Source organism: Campylobacter sp. CFSAN093229, assembly GCF_011068225.1.
In the GTDB taxonomy this organism is placed as follows: domain Bacteria; phylum Campylobacterota; class Campylobacteria; order Campylobacterales; family Campylobacteraceae; genus Campylobacter_D; species Campylobacter_D jejuni.
This window is the reverse complement of sequence record NZ_JAAMXB010000001.1, coordinates 1-18635: the sequence shown is the minus strand read 5'-3', so window position 1 is coordinate 18635 and position 18635 is coordinate 1. Positions and strand designations below refer to the sequence as shown.

The 18635-nt window shown below is 32.0% G+C and carries 20 protein-coding genes and 1 riboswitch; of the genes, 6 read left to right on the top strand and 14 right to left on the bottom strand.

The features are described from left to right. Positions 1-31: 31 nt before the first annotated feature. Positions 32-136: riboswitch (TPP riboswitch) on the bottom strand. A 21-nt stretch (positions 137-157) separates the two neighbouring features. Together FBE93_RS00095 and rpe are read right to left on the bottom strand one after the other, a co-directional pair. Further along, positions 158-919, bottom strand: a complete 762-nt coding sequence (locus FBE93_RS00095; RefSeq protein WP_002933070.1) for a 3'-5' exonuclease — start codon at positions 917-919, stop codon at positions 158-160. Continuing rightward, the gene (gene rpe / locus FBE93_RS00090) at positions 916-1563 is read right to left on the bottom strand and encodes a ribulose-phosphate 3-epimerase (protein WP_002859889.1); all 648 of its coding nucleotides are present in this window, start codon (positions 1561-1563) and stop codon (positions 916-918) included. Before rpe ends, FBE93_RS00095 begins: the two co-directional genes overlap by 4 nt. Before the next feature lie 139 nt (positions 1564-1702). Here rpe and rpmB point away from each other — a divergent pair, with 139 nt between their 5' ends. The 3 genes from rpmB to FBE93_RS00075 all read left to right on the top strand — a co-directional run bounded on the left by rpmB (position 1703) and on the right by FBE93_RS00075 (position 3404). Further along, positions 1703-1897, top strand: a complete 195-nt coding sequence (gene rpmB, locus FBE93_RS00085; protein WP_002854974.1) for a 50S ribosomal protein L28 — start codon at positions 1703-1705, stop codon at positions 1895-1897. Between the two features lie 184 nt (positions 1898-2081). After that, a complete protein-coding gene (locus FBE93_RS00080) occupies positions 2082-2297 on the top strand; it encodes a YdcH family protein (RefSeq protein ID WP_002855201.1) in 216 nt (71 codons plus the stop codon). 9 nt (positions 2298-2306) lie between these two features. Continuing rightward, a complete protein-coding gene (locus FBE93_RS00075; protein WP_165434066.1) occupies positions 2307-3404 on the top strand; it encodes a methyl-accepting chemotaxis protein in 1098 nt (365 codons plus the stop codon). A gap of 42 nt (positions 3405-3446) precedes the next feature. Here the strand turns inward: FBE93_RS00075 and FBE93_RS00070 are convergent, their stop codons facing one another. From FBE93_RS00070 to acpP, 5 genes are all read right to left on the bottom strand, one after another. Beyond that, positions 3447-4034 carry an NUDIX domain-containing protein gene (locus FBE93_RS00070; RefSeq protein WP_002933077.1) on the bottom strand — a complete coding sequence of 196 codons (588 nt, stop codon included), beginning with the start codon at positions 4032-4034 and terminating at the stop codon, positions 3447-3449. Positions 4035-4116: 82 nt separating this feature from the next. Then, on the bottom strand, positions 4117-6171 hold the full coding sequence (locus FBE93_RS00065; RefSeq protein ID WP_165434068.1) for a TonB-dependent receptor: 2055 nt from the start codon (positions 6169-6171) through the stop codon (positions 4117-4119). A gap of 151 nt (positions 6172-6322) precedes the next feature. Continuing rightward, positions 6323-7261, bottom strand: coding sequence for an acetyl-CoA carboxylase carboxyltransferase subunit alpha (locus FBE93_RS00060; RefSeq protein WP_165434065.1), 939 nt, complete (start codon positions 7259-7261; stop codon positions 6323-6325). Position 7262: 1 nt separating this feature from the next. Continuing rightward, complete coding sequence (locus FBE93_RS00055; RefSeq protein ID WP_002882383.1) at positions 7263-8477, bottom strand: beta-ketoacyl-ACP synthase II; 1215 nt, start codon at positions 8475-8477, stop codon at positions 7263-7265. A gap of 25 nt (positions 8478-8502) precedes the next feature. Further along, on the bottom strand, positions 8503-8736 hold the full coding sequence (gene acpP / locus FBE93_RS00050; RefSeq protein WP_002854831.1) for an acyl carrier protein: 234 nt from the start codon (positions 8734-8736) through the stop codon (positions 8503-8505). A 109-nt stretch (positions 8737-8845) separates the two neighbouring features. On the opposite strand from acpP, the gene tenA reads away from it, so the two are divergent. Further along, the gene (gene tenA / locus FBE93_RS00045) at positions 8846-9514 is read left to right on the top strand and encodes a thiaminase II (protein ID WP_072225850.1); all 669 of its coding nucleotides are present in this window, start codon (positions 8846-8848) and stop codon (positions 9512-9514) included. A 23-nt stretch (positions 9515-9537) separates the two neighbouring features. On the opposite strand, the gene sdhE is transcribed toward tenA, so the two are convergent. The 7 genes from sdhE to gpmI form a co-directional block, all read right to left on the bottom strand. Next, complete coding sequence (gene sdhE, locus FBE93_RS00040) at positions 9538-10395, bottom strand: 8-methylmenaquinol:fumarate reductase membrane anchor subunit (protein WP_002933084.1); 858 nt, start codon at positions 10393-10395, stop codon at positions 9538-9540. A 3-nt stretch (positions 10396-10398) separates the two neighbouring features. Continuing rightward, complete coding sequence (sdhB, locus tag FBE93_RS00035) at positions 10399-11364, bottom strand: 8-methylmenaquinol:fumarate reductase iron-sulfur subunit (protein ID WP_165434064.1); 966 nt, start codon at positions 11362-11364, stop codon at positions 10399-10401. Beyond that, positions 11361-13196, bottom strand: coding sequence for an 8-methylmenaquinol:fumarate reductase flavoprotein subunit (gene sdhA / locus FBE93_RS00030; protein WP_002857383.1), 1836 nt, complete (start codon positions 13194-13196; stop codon positions 11361-11363). Before sdhA ends, sdhB begins: the two co-directional genes overlap by 4 nt. Before the next feature lie 337 nt (positions 13197-13533). Next, complete coding sequence (locus FBE93_RS00025) at positions 13534-13944, bottom strand: pyridoxamine 5'-phosphate oxidase family protein (RefSeq protein WP_010790856.1); 411 nt, start codon at positions 13942-13944, stop codon at positions 13534-13536. A 6-nt stretch (positions 13945-13950) separates the two neighbouring features. Then, entirely contained in the window at positions 13951-14694 is a 744-nt protein-coding gene (fabG, locus tag FBE93_RS00020; RefSeq protein ID WP_002933087.1) for a 3-oxoacyl-ACP reductase FabG, read from the bottom strand. Beyond that, the gene (locus FBE93_RS08565; protein ID WP_002869268.1) at positions 14684-14782 is read right to left on the bottom strand and encodes a hypothetical protein; all 99 of its coding nucleotides are present in this window, start codon (positions 14780-14782) and stop codon (positions 14684-14686) included. The genes fabG and FBE93_RS08565 overlap by 11 nt, the downstream gene beginning before the upstream one ends. Continuing rightward, on the bottom strand, positions 14766-16244 hold the full coding sequence (gene gpmI, locus FBE93_RS00015; protein ID WP_002933090.1) for a 2,3-bisphosphoglycerate-independent phosphoglycerate mutase: 1479 nt from the start codon (positions 16242-16244) through the stop codon (positions 14766-14768). Before gpmI ends, FBE93_RS08565 begins: the two co-directional genes overlap by 17 nt. A 79-nt stretch (positions 16245-16323) precedes the next feature. Here gpmI and mraY point away from each other — a divergent pair, with 79 nt between their 5' ends. Further along, on the top strand, positions 16324-17385 hold the full coding sequence (mraY, locus tag FBE93_RS00010) for a phospho-N-acetylmuramoyl-pentapeptide-transferase (protein WP_165434063.1): 1062 nt from the start codon (positions 16324-16326) through the stop codon (positions 17383-17385). Further along, on the top strand, positions 17385-18593 hold the full coding sequence (gene murD, locus FBE93_RS00005) for a UDP-N-acetylmuramoyl-L-alanine--D-glutamate ligase (RefSeq protein ID WP_165434062.1): 1209 nt from the start codon (positions 17385-17387) through the stop codon (positions 18591-18593). Before mraY ends, murD begins: the two co-directional genes overlap by 1 nt. Positions 18594-18635 lie beyond the last annotated feature (42 nt).

Genomic DNA, 18635 nt, shown 5'->3' with positions numbered 1-18635 from the left:
TAAATGAAGGGTGAGTATAAATTTTTAAAGTATTGAAATTTATAAATCTTCCCGACGCTGGCATTATCCAGATCCGGTTCGGTCTAAGCTTTTAGCTTACTCTCAGCCTGTTACACAAGCTCCCGTCATTTATGTTTTAATTATACACTTTAAATATTTATTTTTGCTTTATGCGTGCAGTCTTTGTAAAATTTATAAGTTCTTCTGTAGTTTTTATATGATAAGGAAGTTTTCCAAGGCAATATTTAAAAATTTCAGCAGCTGCTAAAGCATCATCTAAGGCCCTATGATGCGTATTTTCCACGCCCAGAAATTCTTTCAAAACCTCTAGTTTATATTTTGGACTTTCTATACAACATTGTGCAAATTCTATAGTGCAAATACGACGATTAAGCAAAATGCCAAAACCACACTCATTTAAAGCCTTAGAAATAAAACTATAATCAAAACGCACATTATGCGCTACAAAAATACTGTCTTTTAAAAAAAGTCTAAAATCACTTAAAACCTTTGCTAAACTTGGAGCATTTTCCACCATCTCATAAGTAATACCCGTAAGTTCAGTTATATTTTCTGGAATTTCTTTTACTTTAACAAAACTTTGAAAGCGTCCAATTTCTTTAGAATTTTGAATTTTTACTGCTCCAATTTCTAAAATTTCCCCCTTACTTACGCCGCCAGTACTTTCTATATCTACTATGCAAAAAATTTCATCTTTAATTTTTGTTGTGCGTGTTTTAAGGGTAAAAATATTATCTTTATTCAAAGTTAAACCCAAACCCAAAAGCTCAAAAGTTTCCAAATCTAAATCAAAATTTTTTAATTCTTCAACTTTGGCAAACTCTTGCATCACCCAATCATAAGGCTTGCTTTGCTTATTTAATATAGAAATAATCTGATCAATTTGCTGTAAACTCAAAATTCAAGCTTTAAAGATGAAATTGCAGTTTTATAATCATTAGAAGAAAAAATATAACTTCCAGCCACCAAAATATCAGCTCCGGATTCTTCTAAATCGCTAGCATTTAAACCATTAACACCACCATCAACCTCTATAAAAACTTTAGCATTTTTTTTATCAATCATTTGGCGCAATTCTTTGATTTTTTCATGTACCAAAGGTAAAAATTTTTGTCCACCAAATCCAGGATTAACACTCATTAAAAGTACCATATCTACAAATTCTAGCATGTGTTTAATAGAATCAATAGGAGTGTGCGGATTTAAAACAATAGCAGGATGGATTCCTTGACTTCTTATATATTCACAAAGTCTTATAGGATGAACTTCGCTTTCCATATGAAAAGAAATGAATTTTGGTTTCAAAGGGATAAAAAGATCTATAAATTTACTTACATCTTTAACCATCAAATGCACATCTAATGGCAACTTACTAATAGTTGAAATTTTTTCGATCACGCAAGGTCCAAAAGTCAAATTTGGAACAAAGTGTCCATCCATTACATCAATATGTAAAAGATCTGCACCTGCAGCTTCAATAGCTTTAACTTCTTCTTCTAATTTCAAAAAATTTGCAGACAATAAACTTGGAGCTACATACATGATCAAAACCTTAAAGTATATATAAATGTGATAAATAATATTTTATCGACTTATATATTAAAAAAACTATAAATTATGGAATATTTTAAGCTTAATTTTGATAAAATCTCCATTTAAAAATTTTCATAAGGACAAGAAAATGGCAAGAGTATGTCAAATCACAGGCAAGGGTCCAATGGTGGGTAATAATGTCAGCCATGCTAACAATAAAACAAAAAGACGCTTTTTACCTAATCTCAGAACAGTTCGTGTAACTTTAGAAGATGGCACCACGAGAAAAATGAGAATTGCAGCTTCTACTCTAAGAACTCTAAAAAAACAAAATTCTAAATAATTTTGAGGATTTATTCCTCAATTTTAAAATTTCCAATTTAAAAATAAACTTTAATAAATCACTTATATAACACACATTTAAAAATTATTATTGATTTTATTATTTTTTAAGCCAAAAATATCTTTTAATAGTGTAAAATACCTTGTTAAATGAATTTTAAATTTCACTAATACAAGGAGAGTTTATGCTACATGAATATAGAGAATTAATGTCAGAGCTAAAAGGTAAAGATGCTCATTTTGATAAACTATTTGATCGTCATAATGAACTTGATGACATGATTAAAGATGCAGAAGAAGGTAGAACTTCTCTTAGCAGCATGGAAATTTCAACCTTAAAAAAAGAAAAGCTTCATGTAAAAGATGAACTTAGCCAATATCTAGCAAATTATAAAAAATAAGGCAAAACAATGTTTGGAAGTAAAATAAACCATTCTGATCTTCAAAAACTTGAAGAAGAAAATAAAAATCTTGCACATAAAATTGAAAAATTTCAATCGGAAAATTTAGAATTAAAAAATAAAATTACATCATTAGAACAAGCGGCTTTAGAGTCTAAACTTAAAACAGATCTTTTAAATGTTTTATTAACTGGGGTTTTAAAAAATATTACTATTGTTCAAGGCGATATGTTAGAAAATGTAAATAAGGCAGAAGTTATCTCTAGCTATTCTAAAACTTCTCTTGCTGAAATGGATAAACTTAACCATATTGCTAATTCTATCAATGCTTCCTTAGGGGATATTACAAAATCAGCCAATAAAACAAGAGATGTTGCAGGAACATTGCATAGAAGTGTAGATGAAATTACTAATGTAATTAATCTAATTAAAGATGTTTCCGATCAAACCAATCTTTTAGCTCTTAACGCTGCTATAGAAGCTGCACGCGCAGGTGAACATGGGCGTGGTTTTGCTGTTGTTGCCGATGAAGTAAGAAAACTAGCTGAAAAAACACAAAAAGCAACCACAGAAGTTGAAATGAATATCAACCTTCTAAAGCAAAATGCAAATGAAATGTATACTCAAAGTGAGCAAGTTGAAAAAATTTCTATAGATTCTAATGCTCATATTATGAGTTTTTCCGAAAAATTTACTCACTTAGTAAATGAAGCGCATTCTACTAATTCAAATGCAGTTGGTATCGCTTCAGAAGCTTTCGTATCTTTAGCAAAACTAGATCATATAGCTTTTAAATTAAATGGTTATAAAGAAATTTTTTCCAAATCAGGAAAGCAATTAGCCGATCATACATCTTGTCGCTTAGGAAAATGGCTTGCTAGCACAGGAAAAGAAAGATTTGGGCAAAATAAAAGCTTCTTAAAAATTAACGAGCCACATGAAAAAGTTCATGAAAATATGAATAATGCTATAACAATAGCAAATACAGAAGATATTAGCAAAGATATTACTCAACACAGTATAATTAATAAATGCGAAGTTGCTGAAAATGCATCGCTTGATCTTTTCAATGTATTTAAAGAAATGCTTGATGAGTCAGATCATTAAAATCCTAGGTTGAACCTTTTTAAGGTTTAACCTAAATAATCTTTAATATTTTCCCCACTTCTCCTTTAAAAACCACATATAAGCAAAATCAAGCAAAGGCGTTCTTATCATATTTTTACATTTTTTTTCAAAATCCTGCACCTTAACATAAACAGCTTCAATCTCTTCATCATCAACTCCACCTCCAGAAGAAATTTTATCTTTTTCATCAACTTCTGCGAAATAAAAGCTTTGCTTGCTTACACCTGAACCAAACCCTGTATAAAAATCTCCTATTTTTTCTAAATTTTTAGGAGCATATCCTAGTTCTTCTATACATTCTTCTTTTGCTATTTCCTCTAAAGATAATTTTTTATCTACAAGCCCAGAACAAAGCTCTATAGTATAGCCCATATTATCATCTTTTACATAATCTTTATCATGCATTTGATGATACCAAAGTGGTATACGAAATTGGCGTACAAAAATAAAACTTTCTAATTCTTTATGATACAAAAGCACTGAAACACTATCTTTAGATTCTATAAAATCCCAAGTACAAAATTTACCATTACTTTCATAAGCAAATCTCTTAGGCTTAATATAATTTGATTTTTCAAAAGAAAGTTCTTTTAAATTTTTAAACGCCATAATAAAACCTTTTATTTATTTTTCACATTGTACTTTATTTTTGCTTTTTTGAAAATATAAAGGTAATTAAAGCCTTAAAAAATTAAAAATCATATTTATAACTCAACCAAAAACTCCTTCCTTCTGTATAGTCTTGATAACGATTTGCATATCCAGCAGGATTAACCCCATCCCATTTAGTAACTTGCGGATCGAAGAAATTTTTATCAAAAAGATTTTGCACTGCAAAACTTAAGCTAGATTGCTTATTGATTTTATAATTTATCCCTAAATCCACTATATAAAAAGGCTTATATTTTTGCCATGGCAAACTACCATTACCGCCACCTTTTGCTTTAGCTATAGTATCAAGTCTTGCTCGTGTTTTTATATAGGAACTAAATTTACCTCGCTCATAGTTTAATTTTAACATTGCTATATGTCTTGGTAAATTTTCTATTCTATCACCGCCAAACCAATTTTTTTGACCATCTTTGTAGCGATTATCCATAAAAGTATAACTTGAATTTAGACTAAAACCATTGTAAGTTTTAGTATTAAATGCAAATTCTATACCTTTAGTCTGTGTTTTTCCAAGATTAATAGGACGAGTACAAACAGTATTATTATCGCAATTAATACCATTTAATGAGCCTGTTAAATCTTCACTACTGATTTGATTTGTAAAATCAGTAATAAATCCTGTAATAGAATAATGTGCAAAATCAAATACCCTAAAATCAACGCCCAATTCATAATTTATACTTTCTTCTGGTTTTAAGTCAGGGTTTCCAAAATAAGCATTACCATTGGCATAATTATAATATCCATTTGTCAACTCCTTAGCAGCAGGAGTTTTATAGCCTTTTGAAACACCTCCTTTAAAGGCTATATTATCATTTAAGTGATAAACCAAATAAACCCTAGGCGTAAATTCAGAATCAAACAAATCGCTATAAATATAACGTAAACCTGTAGTAAAAATCAAATCATCTGTTATAAAATACTCATTTTCCCCATAAAACGCAACCGTGGTTTGATCAAGATTTTTACCTCTTATTTGACTACCTGCGCTTGCTTGATCATTTTTTAACATCTCATAATCAATCCTTGCACCAAAGGTATTTACTAAATTACCGTATTGACCTAAATTCCAAGGTAAAACAACCTTACCTTCTCCTACCCAAATTTGGCTATGCAGCTCCTTATCCTTAGTACTACCATATTGTAAATATGAGTTAGTTGAACCAAAATCATAGTTACCATCATGATTTAAAACAATATTATCCTTAAAAAGTTGTCTTTCACTTTTAATAGCCCTACTACTTGTAGAATTCACTGAAATTTCATTAATATATCGCTCTATATCAAAATATATATTATTTTTATCATCTACTGTCCAATTAAACCTAGAACCAAAACCTAAGCTAGTAAAAGCACCTGGACTATGACTAGCAATTTGGTAATTATCAGGTCTTTGTTGACTATTATTCCAAACCGGTGTAGGCCATTTTAAATCAGAAGCTGCCTTATCATAATACTTCAACCTTGCAGAAATTGATAATGTATCTTCAATCAAAGGAGTTGCTATATAAGCATTAAATCCCCCAGCATTACCATAGTGATTAGAGTGCTGTTGTAAAAGAGTGTTAAATTCTATATTTGCCTCAGTCTTATCAGGATTTTTCTTAGTGATAATATTTATCACACCGCCTACAGCATCACTGCCATAAAGTGTAGAAGCTGGACCACGTATAACCTCAATACGCTCTATCATAGATAAAGGTGGAAGATAACCTGACTCACTGCCGCTAAAGCCATTATCATAAAATCCATTTGCAACACTTTGACGTTTTCCATCAATTAAAACTAAAGTATAAGAACTACCAAAACCTCGTATGCTAAAATCATAAGTGCCTGTTTTATTCATAGTCACATCTACACCTGGAATATCTCCTATAGCCTCCCCTATATCCTTAATTGGCTTTTTTTCAAGCTCTTCTTTTGTAATGATAGAAATACTAGCAGGCGCATCAACCAAATCTTGTTCAAAACCACTAGCACTAACCACAACATCATTAAGTTGATATTTTTCTTCTGCTTTTAACAAAGCTCCAGATAAAATTAAAAAACACAGTAAACTTTTTTTAAATTTCATATTTTTGATTTGAGTCAAATTAATTCCTTTAAAAATAATTATTTTGATATTTAAAATCATTTTTGAAGTATAAAAAAAGAATACTTTTAATTAACTTAATTTTGATAACAATTATAAATAATAAAATTATTTAAAAAAGCGAAGTAAAAGCCTAAGCCTCTTGATAGGCTCCAAGCTTTAAAATTTTCTGCATACGATTTGCAGAAAGTTCTCGTACATCAATATTTTCAAGTTCATTTAGAGATTTTTTTACATAATCAGCAATAGCTACTGCTGCAGCTTCTTTATTGCGATGTGCACCATTTGTAGGCTCATCTATAACATCATCAATTAAACCTTGAGATTTTAAATCATCGGCCGTTACCTTCATAGCCTTGGTTGCAGCTTCACTTTTTGCAGGATCATTCCAAAGTATTGCAGCACAACCTTCAGGAGAAATTACTGAAAAAACAGAATTTTTCATCATTGCAAGTCTATCTGCAACCCCTATAGCTAACGCCCCGCCACTACCACCTTCTCCGATAACTATAGCAATGGTTGGTATTTTCAAATCGCTTAATTCATATAAATTTCTAGCGATAGCTTCACTTTGCCCTCTTTCTTCAGCACCTATTCCAGGATAAGCACCTGGAGTATCTATCAAAAATAAAATAGGAATTTGAAATTTCTCTGCAAGTCTTGCTACTCTTAAGGCTTTACGATATCCTTCAGGATGTGGCATTCCAAAATTTCTAGCGATTTTATCTTTTGTTCCACGTCCTTTTTGCTCACCAATTACAATTATTTTTTTCTCTCCTAAATAACCCATAAAACAAACAATAGCAGGATCATCTCTAAAGGCACGATCACCATGTATTTCATGAGTGCCATTTAAAATAAGTTCAATATAGTCAAGAGCATAAGGGCGATCTGGATGACGCGCTAATTGCAAACGTTGAAAATCACTTAAATTCTTATAAGTTTTAGAAATTTCTTTTTCAAGATTTTTCTTTAAAATCGATACAGCTTCAGTATCTCCTTTAATCTGAGCATTGATAATATCCTCGTCAATTTGCTGAATATTTTTTTCAAAATCTAAATAAGAAGCCATATTAATCTACTTTTTTAAATACAACACAGCCATTTGTGCCACCAAAACCAAAAGAATTACTCATCACCACTTTTAAATCTACTTTTCTTGATATATTTGGAACATAATCAAGATCACATTCATCATCTTTTACAAGCTGATTGATTGTAGGTGGAACTACCCCATCTCTTAAAGCCATAACACTAACAACTGCTTCAATTGCACCTGCAGCACCCAAGCAATGACCTGTTTGTCCTTTGGTGGAACTTATAAGCGGGATATTATTACCAAAAAGCTCTTTAATTGCTGCTGTTTCATTTTTGTCATTTACAGGGGTTGAAGTTCCATGTGCATTGATATAATCTACCTTTGGATTCCCTGCCATATTTAAAGCTTTTTTCATAGCTCTTAAAGGCCCATCTAAAGTTGGTGAAGTAATATGATGCGCATCTGCACTTTCTCCAAATCCAATTAATTCAGCATAAATTGTAGCACCGCGTTTTTTAGCCTCTTCATATTCCTCAAAAACTAAAGCTCCAGCACCTTCTCCCATGACAAAACCATCTCTTTCTTTGTCAAATGGTCTTGAAGCATGCTGTGGATCTTCATTTCTAGTTGATAAAGCTTTCATTGAAGCAAAACCACCTATACCCACAGGACAAATCGCAGCTTCTGCACCTATGACTAACATCTTTTTAGCATTTCCCAAAGCTATACTTTTATAAGCTTCTCCTATAGCATGAGTTCCTGCTGCACAAGCTGTAACACAAGAAATATTTGGCCCTTTAAGTCCATGCTCTATAGAAATCAAACCTCCTAACATATTTACAAGTGCTGAAGGTATAAAAAAAGGGGAAATTTTACGCGGACCTCGCTCGGAACAAATAATGGAATTTTTTTCTATGTTAGGCAAACCTCCGATACCAGCAGCCGAAACAATGCCAAATTCTTCTTTGTCTAATTCTTCACTAAATCCAGCATCCTGCATTGCTTCTCTTGCTGCTTTAATTCCAAGTTGTATGAAACGGTCAATTTTTTTTACTTCTTTGCCATCAACAACCTCTAATGGATCAAAATTTTTAACTTCAGCTGCAATTTGAACAGGAAAGTCTGTGGCATCAAAAAGAGTAATTTTATTTACTCCGCTTTCTCCATTGCAAATTGCTTTAAATGAACTTTCTTTATCTAAACCAAGGGCATTGATCATACCAATACCTGTAACTACAACTCTTTTCAAGAATAAGCTCCTTGCAAGAAAAAAATTATTTTTTTAGATTGTCAATATAATTTACAACATCTTCAATTTTAATTAATTTTTCAGCATCACTATCTGGAATTTCTACTTCAAATTTTTCTTCTAAAGCCATAATAAGCTCTACAACATCTAAAGAATCAGCACCTAAATCTTCAATAATTTTTGATTCCATTTTAACTGCATCTGCATCAATACTTAATTGCTCTACTACTACTGCTTTTACATCATCAAATGTTGCCATTTGTTCTCCTTCAAAAAATTAAAATAAAGCGTATTTTACTATAAAAAGCTTAAAATATTTATAGTTTTTCATTATACTTGAAAATAAAATATTAAAACATAAAGGAAAAATGATGCTTTTCTCTAATTTAATCAAAGAAAATCAAAAAATTTGGAATGCTTATCTACATCATGATTTTGTTAAAAAATTGGAAGATAAAAGCCTAAAGCAAGAAAATTTTCTTTTTTATCTCAAGCAAGATTATATTTATTTGCTTAATTACGCAAAATGTTATGCAAGATTAGCACTTAACTCAAATACCGCAAAAGAACTTCGTTTTGCTATGAAATTTCAAAATTATATAGTTGAAGGAGAAATGGAGCTTCATCGTGCAATTTTATCTCTTGGCATTAATGCAGATGAACTCGATGCAAAAGATGAAAGTTTAGTCAATATAGCCTATTCGCGTTATATGTTAAGCGTAGGTGAAAATGGAGATTTTTTAGATATGTTAGTTGCTCTTAGTGCTTGCGCTATAGGCTATGCAAAAATAGGTGCTGAAATTATAAATCGTTTAAAAAATGAAAATTTAAAAGATCATCCTTACAAGGAATGGATTTTGACCTATGGAAGTGAAAATTTTCAAAATGAAGCTAAAGAATTTGAAGATTTTGTTAATTCTTATACTTCAAGTGTTAGTGCACAAAAATTCCAAAAACTCAGCGAAATTTTTCATACTGTAACACGCTTAGAAGTGGCTTTTTGGGAGCATTCTTTAAGAATGGAATTAAATCTTTAAACATGGGCTTTTTGCCCATGTTTTTATGCAATTTTACTTGCATCAATAATATTATAATCCAAACCAACCATTTCTTTAGAAAGTCCTAATGCAAGTCCTACTAATTGTGATAAATGAATAATAGGCAATCTTGCTTTAGAATTAGTATAATCTTGAAATCTTTCTTGATAGATATCAAGCTGCATTTGACAAAGTGGACAAGGTGTTACAACACAATCAGCTTGATTTTCACTTGCATTATTGACAATTTGACTAGACATTTTTTTCACAGATTTTTCTGCAGGATAAGAAGCATGAAAACCACAACAATCAAGGCGTTTTTCAAAAGGAACTATTTTAGCCCCTAAAACTTCTACTACACTTTCAAAACTTTTTGGATTGGTTGAACTTTCTTTTTTACCGAAAGTATCTTCAGGTCTTAAACTATGGCAACCATAAAATAAAGCTACTTTTAAATTTGAAAGCGGCTTTTTCACCTTGCTTTTTAAATTATCCAAATCCTCATAAAGCTCCCACAAAAGACTTGTAATAGGCGTTGAACCTTGATATTTCATTCCACCTTGTGCTAAAAAAGTATTGATGCGTTCTTTTGCACCCTTATCAAGAGTATTTTTTGCTTTAGTTAAAGTTAGCATACAAGTACTACAAGTTGTAAGCATTGGCATTTTCATCTCTTCCGCTAAAGCAATATTTCTTGCATTAGCTACCAAAGTCGCAATAGGATCAACACACTGCGCTTGAGAAGCCCCACAACAACTCCACCCCTTAATTTCATTCAACTTCCAACCCAAAATAGGTGCAATAGCTTCAAGTGAAATTTTAGATTCTTTTGCAGCTTGAGATAAAACACAACCTGGAAAAAAAGCGTATTCTTTTTGCATATTTTACTCCTTAACAGCAGCTTCTTGTGCCGCCTTTATCATTTTAACCAAATCTTTATGCCCTTCTATTTCATCCTCGCCAAAAACATGCATAGGATTCATTTTTCCTGCACGCATAAGTTTAAAAGCTATATCTGTTTTACCCATAGAACCTATAACACCCTCAGAACGCAAAGCAAGATAAATTTCATTCAAGCGTCCTGAACCTTCAACTAAATCTTTATAAAAAGCTTCAGCATGATCAGGCCCTAAGCCTTCATTTAAACCTTTTTTAATCGCCATCACTCTTAAATTTGCTATATCACTTACTGAACTTATACCCTTTGGACAACGATCAGCGCACTCTTGACAATGAACACAAAGCCAAAGTCCATTCATTACGCTGGGTTTTACATGCAACATAGGATCCTTACCTCGAGAGTCCGCCGCTGCACGCCAAGCATGAGTAAAAACAAAAGGTTGCATATAATCGCTACTATCTGCTTCTAATTTATTACACTCTGAAGCACAGCTACCACATAAAATACAATCCCATTGCTTGCTAATACGATCAAATTCTTCTTGACTTTGTTTACAGCCCTTTTCCGCTGAAAATTCATTTTTTGCCACCATAGCAGGACGAATTTTTCTTAAATTTTCCATAGAAGGCTCCCAATCCACAATTAAATCAGAAATTACTCTAAAATTTCCAAGCGGAGAAATGCGTATACTTGAAGGATTATCATATTCTTTTAACAAATCTTGCATTTTAGTATCACAAGCAAGATAAGAATGCCCATTCACACGAACTGCACAAGCCCCACAAATTGCAGATTGACAAGAGGCGGTAAAATTTAAAGTAATATCTTTTGTTTTTTTGATAAAAAGCAAAAGAGAGAGCAGAGTTTTTCCTTGTATATCCTTATCATCAATATCATAACTTTGTTCATATTTTTCCTTGCCATTAAAACGATCTATGATAATTTTCATTGTACTCTCCTTCCATCAAGTGAAAACTCAGTTACCACGACATCTTTATAACTAAGTTTTAATTCATCATTTTCTAAATTTACAATGCTATGTTTTAAGAAATTTTTATCATCTCGCTTTGGATAATCTTCTCTAGTATGAGCCCCACGACTTTCAAGTCTATTTCTAGCTGCTAAACAAGCACAGCGAGAAAGTAAAATCAAATTACCAAGCTCTACATAATCTGTAAAAGCAGTATTCATCACTTCATTAGGATTTGGAATACGAATTTTTTCATATCTTGCTTGTATATCTTCTAAATTTTTTGCTAGAAGATCGAGTTTTTCTTGAGTTCTAAAAATCCCCATATTATCCCAATTTTGACTTCCTAGCTCTTCTCGCAATTCATACATTTCTTGACCATTTCCGCCATTATTTGTAATTTCTTTAAATCTAGCCTGCCATTTTTGAGCAAGTTCATGAGTTTTTGCCCCTTTTCCAAAACTTGCATCTTTGGCATAATTTGTCGCACCAATGCCTGCTAAATGCCCCGTTACAACTGCATCGGCTAAAGAATTTCCCCCTAGTCTATTAGCTCCATGTATAGAAATACAAGAAGCTTCTCCACCTACATAAATTCCAGCAATTTTAGTACTCATATCTTCAAATTTAGCCACTTCAATTCCACCCATAGAATAATGCGCCGTTGGACGGATAGGTACAGGAGTATCTACTAAATCAATATTTTCAAAAAGCATTGCAGTGTGACGAATTTTTGGTAAATCTTTTAAAATTTTTTCTTTTCCTAAGTGGCGTACATCGCACAAAACATAAGCTCCAAGTCCCTCGCCATAACCTCTACCTTCACGAATTTCTGTTTCTATAGCACGCGCAACCACATCTCGCGGTGCAAGCTCCATTTTTTCATGGTAATTTTTCATAAAACGCTCACCACGATTATTTAAAAGATATCCCCCTTCACCGCGCGCCGCTTCTGTAATAAGAGTTCCACCATTTGCAACTCCTGTTGGGTGAAATTGTATCATCTCAGGATCTTCAAAACCAAGTCCTGCTCTAAGAGCAGCTGCCACGCCATCTCCTGTGGCAATAAAAGGAGTTGAAGTTCTATTATAAAATATCCTTGTATATCCCCCTGTAGCAATCACCAAAGCTTTGCATAACACAGGATAAATTCCACCGCTTTGTATATCTCTTAAAACGACACCCTCGCATTTTCCATCCACAACACCTATATCCAAAAGCTCATGATCCATTAAAAATTTCACACCACTACTAATAGCATCATCTAAACAAGAATGCATTAAAATATGACCTGTTTTATCTGCAGAATAGTTACAGCGTTTCTTAGAAGCTCCTCCCATTAAACGCTGAGCTACTCCACCTTGCTCATTTCTTGAAAACAAGGTTCCTATAAAATCCATATTAAAAATAGCCTTTCCAGCTAATTCGCAAAATTTTAAAGCCGCATCTTGATCTACCAAATAAGCTCCGCCTTTAATAGTATCATAAGCATGTAATTTATAGGAATCTCCATTAGAAAAATCAGTAACTCCATTAATTCCACCCTCTGCCATACAAGTTGCGTTACGCGATGGCATCATCTTTGTAGCTACTACAACGCTTAATTTTGGATTTTCTTTTCTCACTGCGGCTGCAGCACGCAAACCTGCTCCACCTGATCCAATTACCAAAACATCGCAAGAAGGTAAATTTGTATCTTTATCCATCTTAGATGAATCATCTAAAGCATAAACTCCACTTGAACTTGCAGCTAAAGCTCCTACACTAATACAGGCTGTTTTTATAAAATCTCTTCTAGAAAATTCACCCATATCATTCTCCTTATTTAAAAAAATTAATAATAATTTTTAATGTAAGTCAATCTTACATAACCGCATGCCAAAAATCCAAAAACAAACTCTCCTTTCAATATAAAATGGATTAAAAACAAATTTATAATTTAGTAAATATAAAAAAGCATAAGATAAGTAATCAAAGAAGATAAATGAATATAATAAAATAAATATTAAAAAATTTTTGCAATATATCATAATCTATTCCTTGCAAATTAAACGGAATGATTATACCTTAAAAAAATAACAAAAAGTTAATATTAATTAAGATAATATTTATCTTAATTAATATATAGTTAATAAAATTATCAAATCATTAAGCCTTAAAAAGCTTAAATTCTCCATTCATAAATTGCATTCTAGCGCTTAGATGATCAAGATAAAAAACTTCAAATTTTGGATTTTGTGGAGTTTCATAAAGATTTACAAGATAAGGGTATTTTTCGAACATCATTTTTTTAACTTCTAAATTTGGTTCAAAAACCGCATTAGCTCTAAGTCTTAAAAAAGTCCCATCTTTTGCACAAGAACAAAATTCAATACCATTATAATTTTTTATATGTTTAAAAAGTCCTTTTGTATTTGCTGTGCAAAAATAAATTTTATCTCTCACAAGCAATGGACTTTGTATAGGACGCACTCTAGGATTTCCACAAGTTCCTAAAGTGGCTAAAAATGCTGGTGCATTATCATCTAAAAATTGTGCTATTTCTTTTAAATCCATCATTTTTCCTTACATATATAAACCACCATTGATCTTAAGCACATCGCCTGTCACATAAGAGGCATAATCACTAAGTAAAAACGCTACACAATTAGCTACTTCTTCAGGTTCTGCAAAGCGTTTTAAAGGGATATTGTCTTGATAGGTTTGTTTGATTTCATCACTTAAAACTTCAGTCATATCGCTTTTTATGAAACCTGGAGTTACACAGTTAAAGCGTAAATTTCTACTTGCTCCTTCTTTAGCAAAAGATTTAGTCATAGCTATCATTCCACCTTTACTAGCAGAATAATTTACTTGTCCAGCATTGCCCATTTCTCCGACAATAGAAGCGATATTTACAACAGCACCAAAACGTTTTTTACTCATGGTTTTTAAAGCTTCTCTACAACCTAAAAAAGCTGAGCTTAAATTTGTATCTACAACGCTACTAAAGTCCTCTAATTTCATTCTTAAAGCAAGTTTATCATTTGTAACGCCTGCATTATTTACAAGATAACTTAATTCTCCATCACTCTCAACTATAGTTTTTACACCGTTTTCAAACTCATCTTCTTTACTTGCATCAAATTTAATCACAGCAGCAACGCCACCACTTGCAATAATTTCATCTTTTAAAGCATCTGCAAGTTCAGGTTTTGAACGATAATTAATCCAAATTTTAAGTCCAAAACCCGCCAAAGTTTTTGCGATAGAAGCACCTATTCCCTTACTTGCTCCAGTAATTAAAACATTTTTTCCACTAAATTTCATTATCTATCCTTAATAAGTTTAATTTTAAAAATTGCAATCTTAACAAATTTCTTATAAAAAAGGCAAACAAACTAAAATAAAGCCTCATTCATTTCTTTTGGAATTTCTAAGTCTAAAATTTTAAGCACGCTTGCAGCGATATTGCTAAGCCCCATATTATCTTTAATCTTTGAAACTCCCCTTGCTTGCACAAAAACAAAAACATCAAAAGTGGTGTGATTGGTAAGCAAATTTCCTTTTTCATCTTGCATAGCCTCGCAATTTCCATGATCACTTGTAATGATAAAAGCATAATCATGCTTTTTTGCACATTCTACAATCTCGCCCAAACAAGTATCCACCGCTTCGACAGCCTTTATAGCAGCATTAAAATCACCTGTATGTCCAACCATATCTCCATTTGCAAAATTTACCACTATAAAATCCTCACCCTTTTCTATGCCTTTTTTCACTGCATCACACACTTCAAAAGCACTCATTTGGGGTTTTTCATTATAAGTTTTTACCTTGGGGCTTGGGATTAAAACCCTTGTTTCATTTTCTAAAAGCTCTTCTTTTCCGCCATTAAAAAAGAAAGTTACATGGGCGTATTTTTCGGTTTCTGCGGTATGAAGCTGACTAAGCCCTGCTTTAGAAATCACTTGCGCTAAAGTATTTTCAATTTTTTCTTTTTCAAAAAGCACAGGGAGTTTAAATTTATCATCATAAACACTCATAGTAAGTAAATTTTCAAAGATTTTTTCGCGTTCAAACTCTTTAAAATCCTTAGAATTTAACACTTCAACGAGTTGTTTCATTCTATCATTCCTAAAATTGATAAAGATAATGCCATCTTCTTCTCTCATACCCTTGTAATTCTCATTTTGTGCTGCTTTGATAAACTCATCAGTAATATTTTCATCGTAAGATTTTTGTAGGTATTCTAATAAATTTGGCACCTTATAAGCCTTACCTAATAAGCACTCATAATACTCTTTTACCCTATCCCAACGCTTATCTCTATCCATAGCATAAAAACGCCCACAAAGCGTAGCAAAATGCACGCCTAAGTTTTCACAAAATCCTTTTAAATCTTTTATGAAATTTAAGCCACTTTTTGGATTTACATCACGCCCATCAGTGATTGCGTGAGCAAAAACTTCATTGCCATTTTTCGCACAAATTTCAAGCATGGCTTTAAAATGTGTATCCATAGAATGCACCCCGCCATCACTATAAAGCCCTATAATATGCACTCTTTTACATTTTGCTAAAAGTTTTTGTAAATTCTCATTTTTTTCAAGTTCTTTGTTTTCAATGGCTTTATTAATACGCACTAAATTTTGATAAATAATACGCCCACTGCCTATACACATATGCCCTACTTCACTATTTCCCATCTGCCCTTCTGGCAAACCTACAGCTAAACCACTCGTTTTTAGTAAAGAATTTGGGACTTCCTTAAAAAGCTTTTCATAACTTGGTTTTTTAGCTGCTTCAAAAGCATTAAACTTACTATTCTTATTATACCCTATTCCATCTGTAATAATTAAAACGCATTTTTGCTTCATTTTTCTCTCTTTTATAAGAATTTTTTTGGTTAGATTTTACTAAAATTAAACTTTTAAAAACCAAAAAGAAGGCTAGGTTTTGTATTATCTTTCAGATTTAAGTCATTATGCTTTTTTTACTTATATTAGTGTGCGTGCAGGATTTGCATTTTTTATCGCTTTATGTTTGTCTTTATTTTTAATGCCTAAATTTATTACTTGGGCAAAAGCTAAAAATGCTAGTCAACCTATTTACGAATACGCCCCAGAAACTCATAAAACCAAATGCCATACTCCAACCATGGGTGGGCTTATTTTCATCAGTTCTGCAGTAATCGCAAGTTTATTTTGTATCAAATTTGATAATATTTTTGCTATAAGTGCTTTACTTTGTTTGATACTTTTTTGTTTGATAGGTCTCATAGATGATTTAGGCAAAGTTCTAAAAAAAGATAATCATTCAGGACTTAGTCCAAGAATGAAGCTTTTAGCACAAATCATCGCTGGACTTATTTGCATCTTACCTTTATATTTTAGTTCAGAGCTTAGCACGGAACTTTTTATACCTTTTTACAAACACCCTCTTTTTGATATGGAAATTTTTGCCATTGCTTTTTGGATTTTGGTTTTAATTTCTAGCTCTAATGCTGTAAATTTAACCGATGGACTTGATGGCTTAGCTACAGTTCCAAGTATTTTTTCTTTATCTACTTTAGGGATATTCTTATATTTGAGCGGAAATTTAAATTATAGTGAATATTTACTTTTGCCAAAAATTCAAGGACTTGGTGAAGTGGTGATTATTTGTGCTGCATCAATCGGTGCTTTAATGGGATTTTTATGGTACAACTGCTACCCTGCACAGGTTTTTATGGGGGATAGCGGAAGTTTAGCTTTAGGTGGATTTATAGGATTTTTAGCTATCATTAGCAAAAATGAAATTTTACTTTTACTCATAGGTTTTGTTTTTGTTCTCGAAACTGTTTCTGTAATTTTACAAGTTGGAAGTTTTAAAATTTTTAATAAAAGAGTTTTTAAAATGGCACCTATTCATCATCATTTTGAAAAAGTTGGCTGGGTAGAAAATAAAATTATAGTACGTTTTTGGATGATAGCCCTACTTTCAAATTTACTCGCACTTGCATCAATAAAGCTAAGATAATGAAAATTTCACTTTTTGGATACGGAAAAACCACACGTGCTATTGCTGAAAATTTGGTAGATAAATTTGGACCTTTTGATATTTATGATGATCATTTTATAGAAACAAAAAAAGATACACTAGGAAATTTACTTTTAAATCCTAATGATTTTGATGATAATTTAAGCGATATTGAAATTCCTAGTCCAGGTTTTCCACCAAAGCACAAACTCATTCAAAAAGCAAAAAATTTACAAAGTGAATATGACTTTTTTTATGATATCATGCCAAAATCCGTTTGGATAAGCGGAACCAATGGCAAAACCACTACCACTCAAATGGCTACACATTTATTATCACACATTGGTGCTGTTATGGGTGGAAATGTTGGAACTCCTTTAGCAGAGCTTGATCCTTATGCAAAACTTTGGATACTTGAAACTTCATCTTTCACCCTACACTACACTCATAAAGCTAAACCTGAAATTTATGCACTTTTACCTATAAGTCCTGATCATCTTTCTTGGCATGGAAGTTTTGATAATTATGTTCAAGATAAGCTAAGCATTTTAAAAAGAATGAATGAATGTGATGTAGCAATACTGCCTAAAATTTATGCGAATACTCCAACAAAAGCTCATAAAATAAGCTATGAAGATGAAAAAGATCTAGCTGTTAAATTTGGCATTGATACGGAAAAAATTTCCTTTAAAAGTCCTTTTTTACTCGATGCTATCATGGCTTTAGCTATAGAAAAAATTCTACTTGATACTTTAAGCTATGAGCTTTTAAATAGCTTTGTAATGGAAAAAAATAAACTCGAAGAGCTTAAAGACAGTCAAAATAGGCTTTGGGTAAATGACACTAAAGCTACAAATGAAAGTGCGGTAATGGCTGCACTTAATCGCTATAAAGATAAAAAAATCCATCTTATCATAGGGGGAGATGATAAGGGTGTAGATCTTAGTAATTTATTTGATTTTATGAAAAATTTTAACATAGAACTCTATGCTATAGGTATTAGTACTGAAAAAATGCTTGATTATGCAAAAAAAGCGAATTTGAAAGCCTATAAATGTGAAGTTTTATCTAAAGCTGTAAATGAAATTTCAAATCACTTAAGAGTCAATGAAGTGGCTCTTTTAAGTCCCGCTTGTGCAAGTTTAGATCAGTTCAACTCTTACGCAGAGCGTGGAAAAGTCTTTAAAGAATGTGTGAATAAAATTTAATTTATTTTACTTTTCATACAAATATTACCTTCCAAACCCCTA

Excerpts from the sequence above, each read along its gene's own strand:
- rpe (WP_002859889.1), bottom strand. The coding sequence starts at position 1,563 with ATGTATGTAGCTCCAAGTTTATTGTCTGCAAATTTTTTGAAATTAGAA.
- rpmB (WP_002854974.1), top strand. The coding sequence starts at position 1,703 with ATGGCAAGAGTATGTCAAATCACAGGCAAGGGTCCAATGGTGGGTAAT.
- FBE93_RS00080 (WP_002855201.1), top strand. The coding sequence starts at position 2,082 with ATGCTACATGAATATAGAGAATTAATGTCAGAGCTAAAAGGTAAAGAT.
- FBE93_RS00075 (WP_165434066.1), top strand. The coding sequence starts at position 2,307 with ATGTTTGGAAGTAAAATAAACCATTCTGATCTTCAAAAACTTGAAGAA.
- FBE93_RS00070 (WP_002933077.1), bottom strand. The coding sequence starts at position 4,034 with ATGGCGTTTAAAAATTTAAAAGAACTTTCTTTTGAAAAATCAAATTAT.
- FBE93_RS00065 (WP_165434068.1), bottom strand. The coding sequence starts at position 6,171 with ATGAAATTTAAAAAAAGTTTACTGTGTTTTTTAATTTTATCTGGAGCT.
- FBE93_RS00060 (WP_165434065.1), bottom strand. The coding sequence starts at position 7,261 with ATGGCTTCTTATTTAGATTTTGAAAAAAATATTCAGCAAATTGACGAG.
- acpP (WP_002854831.1), bottom strand. The coding sequence starts at position 8,736 with ATGGCAACATTTGATGATGTAAAAGCAGTAGTAGTAGAGCAATTAAGT.
- tenA (WP_072225850.1), top strand. The coding sequence starts at position 8,846 with ATGATGCTTTTCTCTAATTTAATCAAAGAAAATCAAAAAATTTGGAAT.
- sdhE (WP_002933084.1), bottom strand. The coding sequence starts at position 10,395 with ATGCAAAAAGAATACGCTTTTTTTCCAGGTTGTGTTTTATCTCAAGCT.
- sdhB (WP_165434064.1), bottom strand. The coding sequence starts at position 11,364 with ATGAAAATTATCATAGATCGTTTTAATGGCAAGGAAAAATATGAACAA.
- sdhA (WP_002857383.1), bottom strand. The coding sequence starts at position 13,196 with ATGGGTGAATTTTCTAGAAGAGATTTTATAAAAACAGCCTGTATTAGT.
- FBE93_RS00025 (WP_010790856.1), bottom strand. The coding sequence starts at position 13,944 with ATGATGGATTTAAAAGAAATAGCACAATTTTTAGATGATAATGCACCA.
- fabG (WP_002933087.1), bottom strand. The coding sequence starts at position 14,694 with ATGAAATTTAGTGGAAAAAATGTTTTAATTACTGGAGCAAGTAAGGGA.
- FBE93_RS08565 (WP_002869268.1), bottom strand. The coding sequence starts at position 14,782 with ATGAGGCTTTATTTTAGTTTGTTTGCCTTTTTTATAAGAAATTTGTTA.
- gpmI (WP_002933090.1), bottom strand. The coding sequence starts at position 16,244 with ATGAAGCAAAAATGCGTTTTAATTATTACAGATGGAATAGGGTATAAT.
- murD (WP_165434062.1), top strand. The coding sequence starts at position 17,385 with ATGAAAATTTCACTTTTTGGATACGGAAAAACCACACGTGCTATTGCT.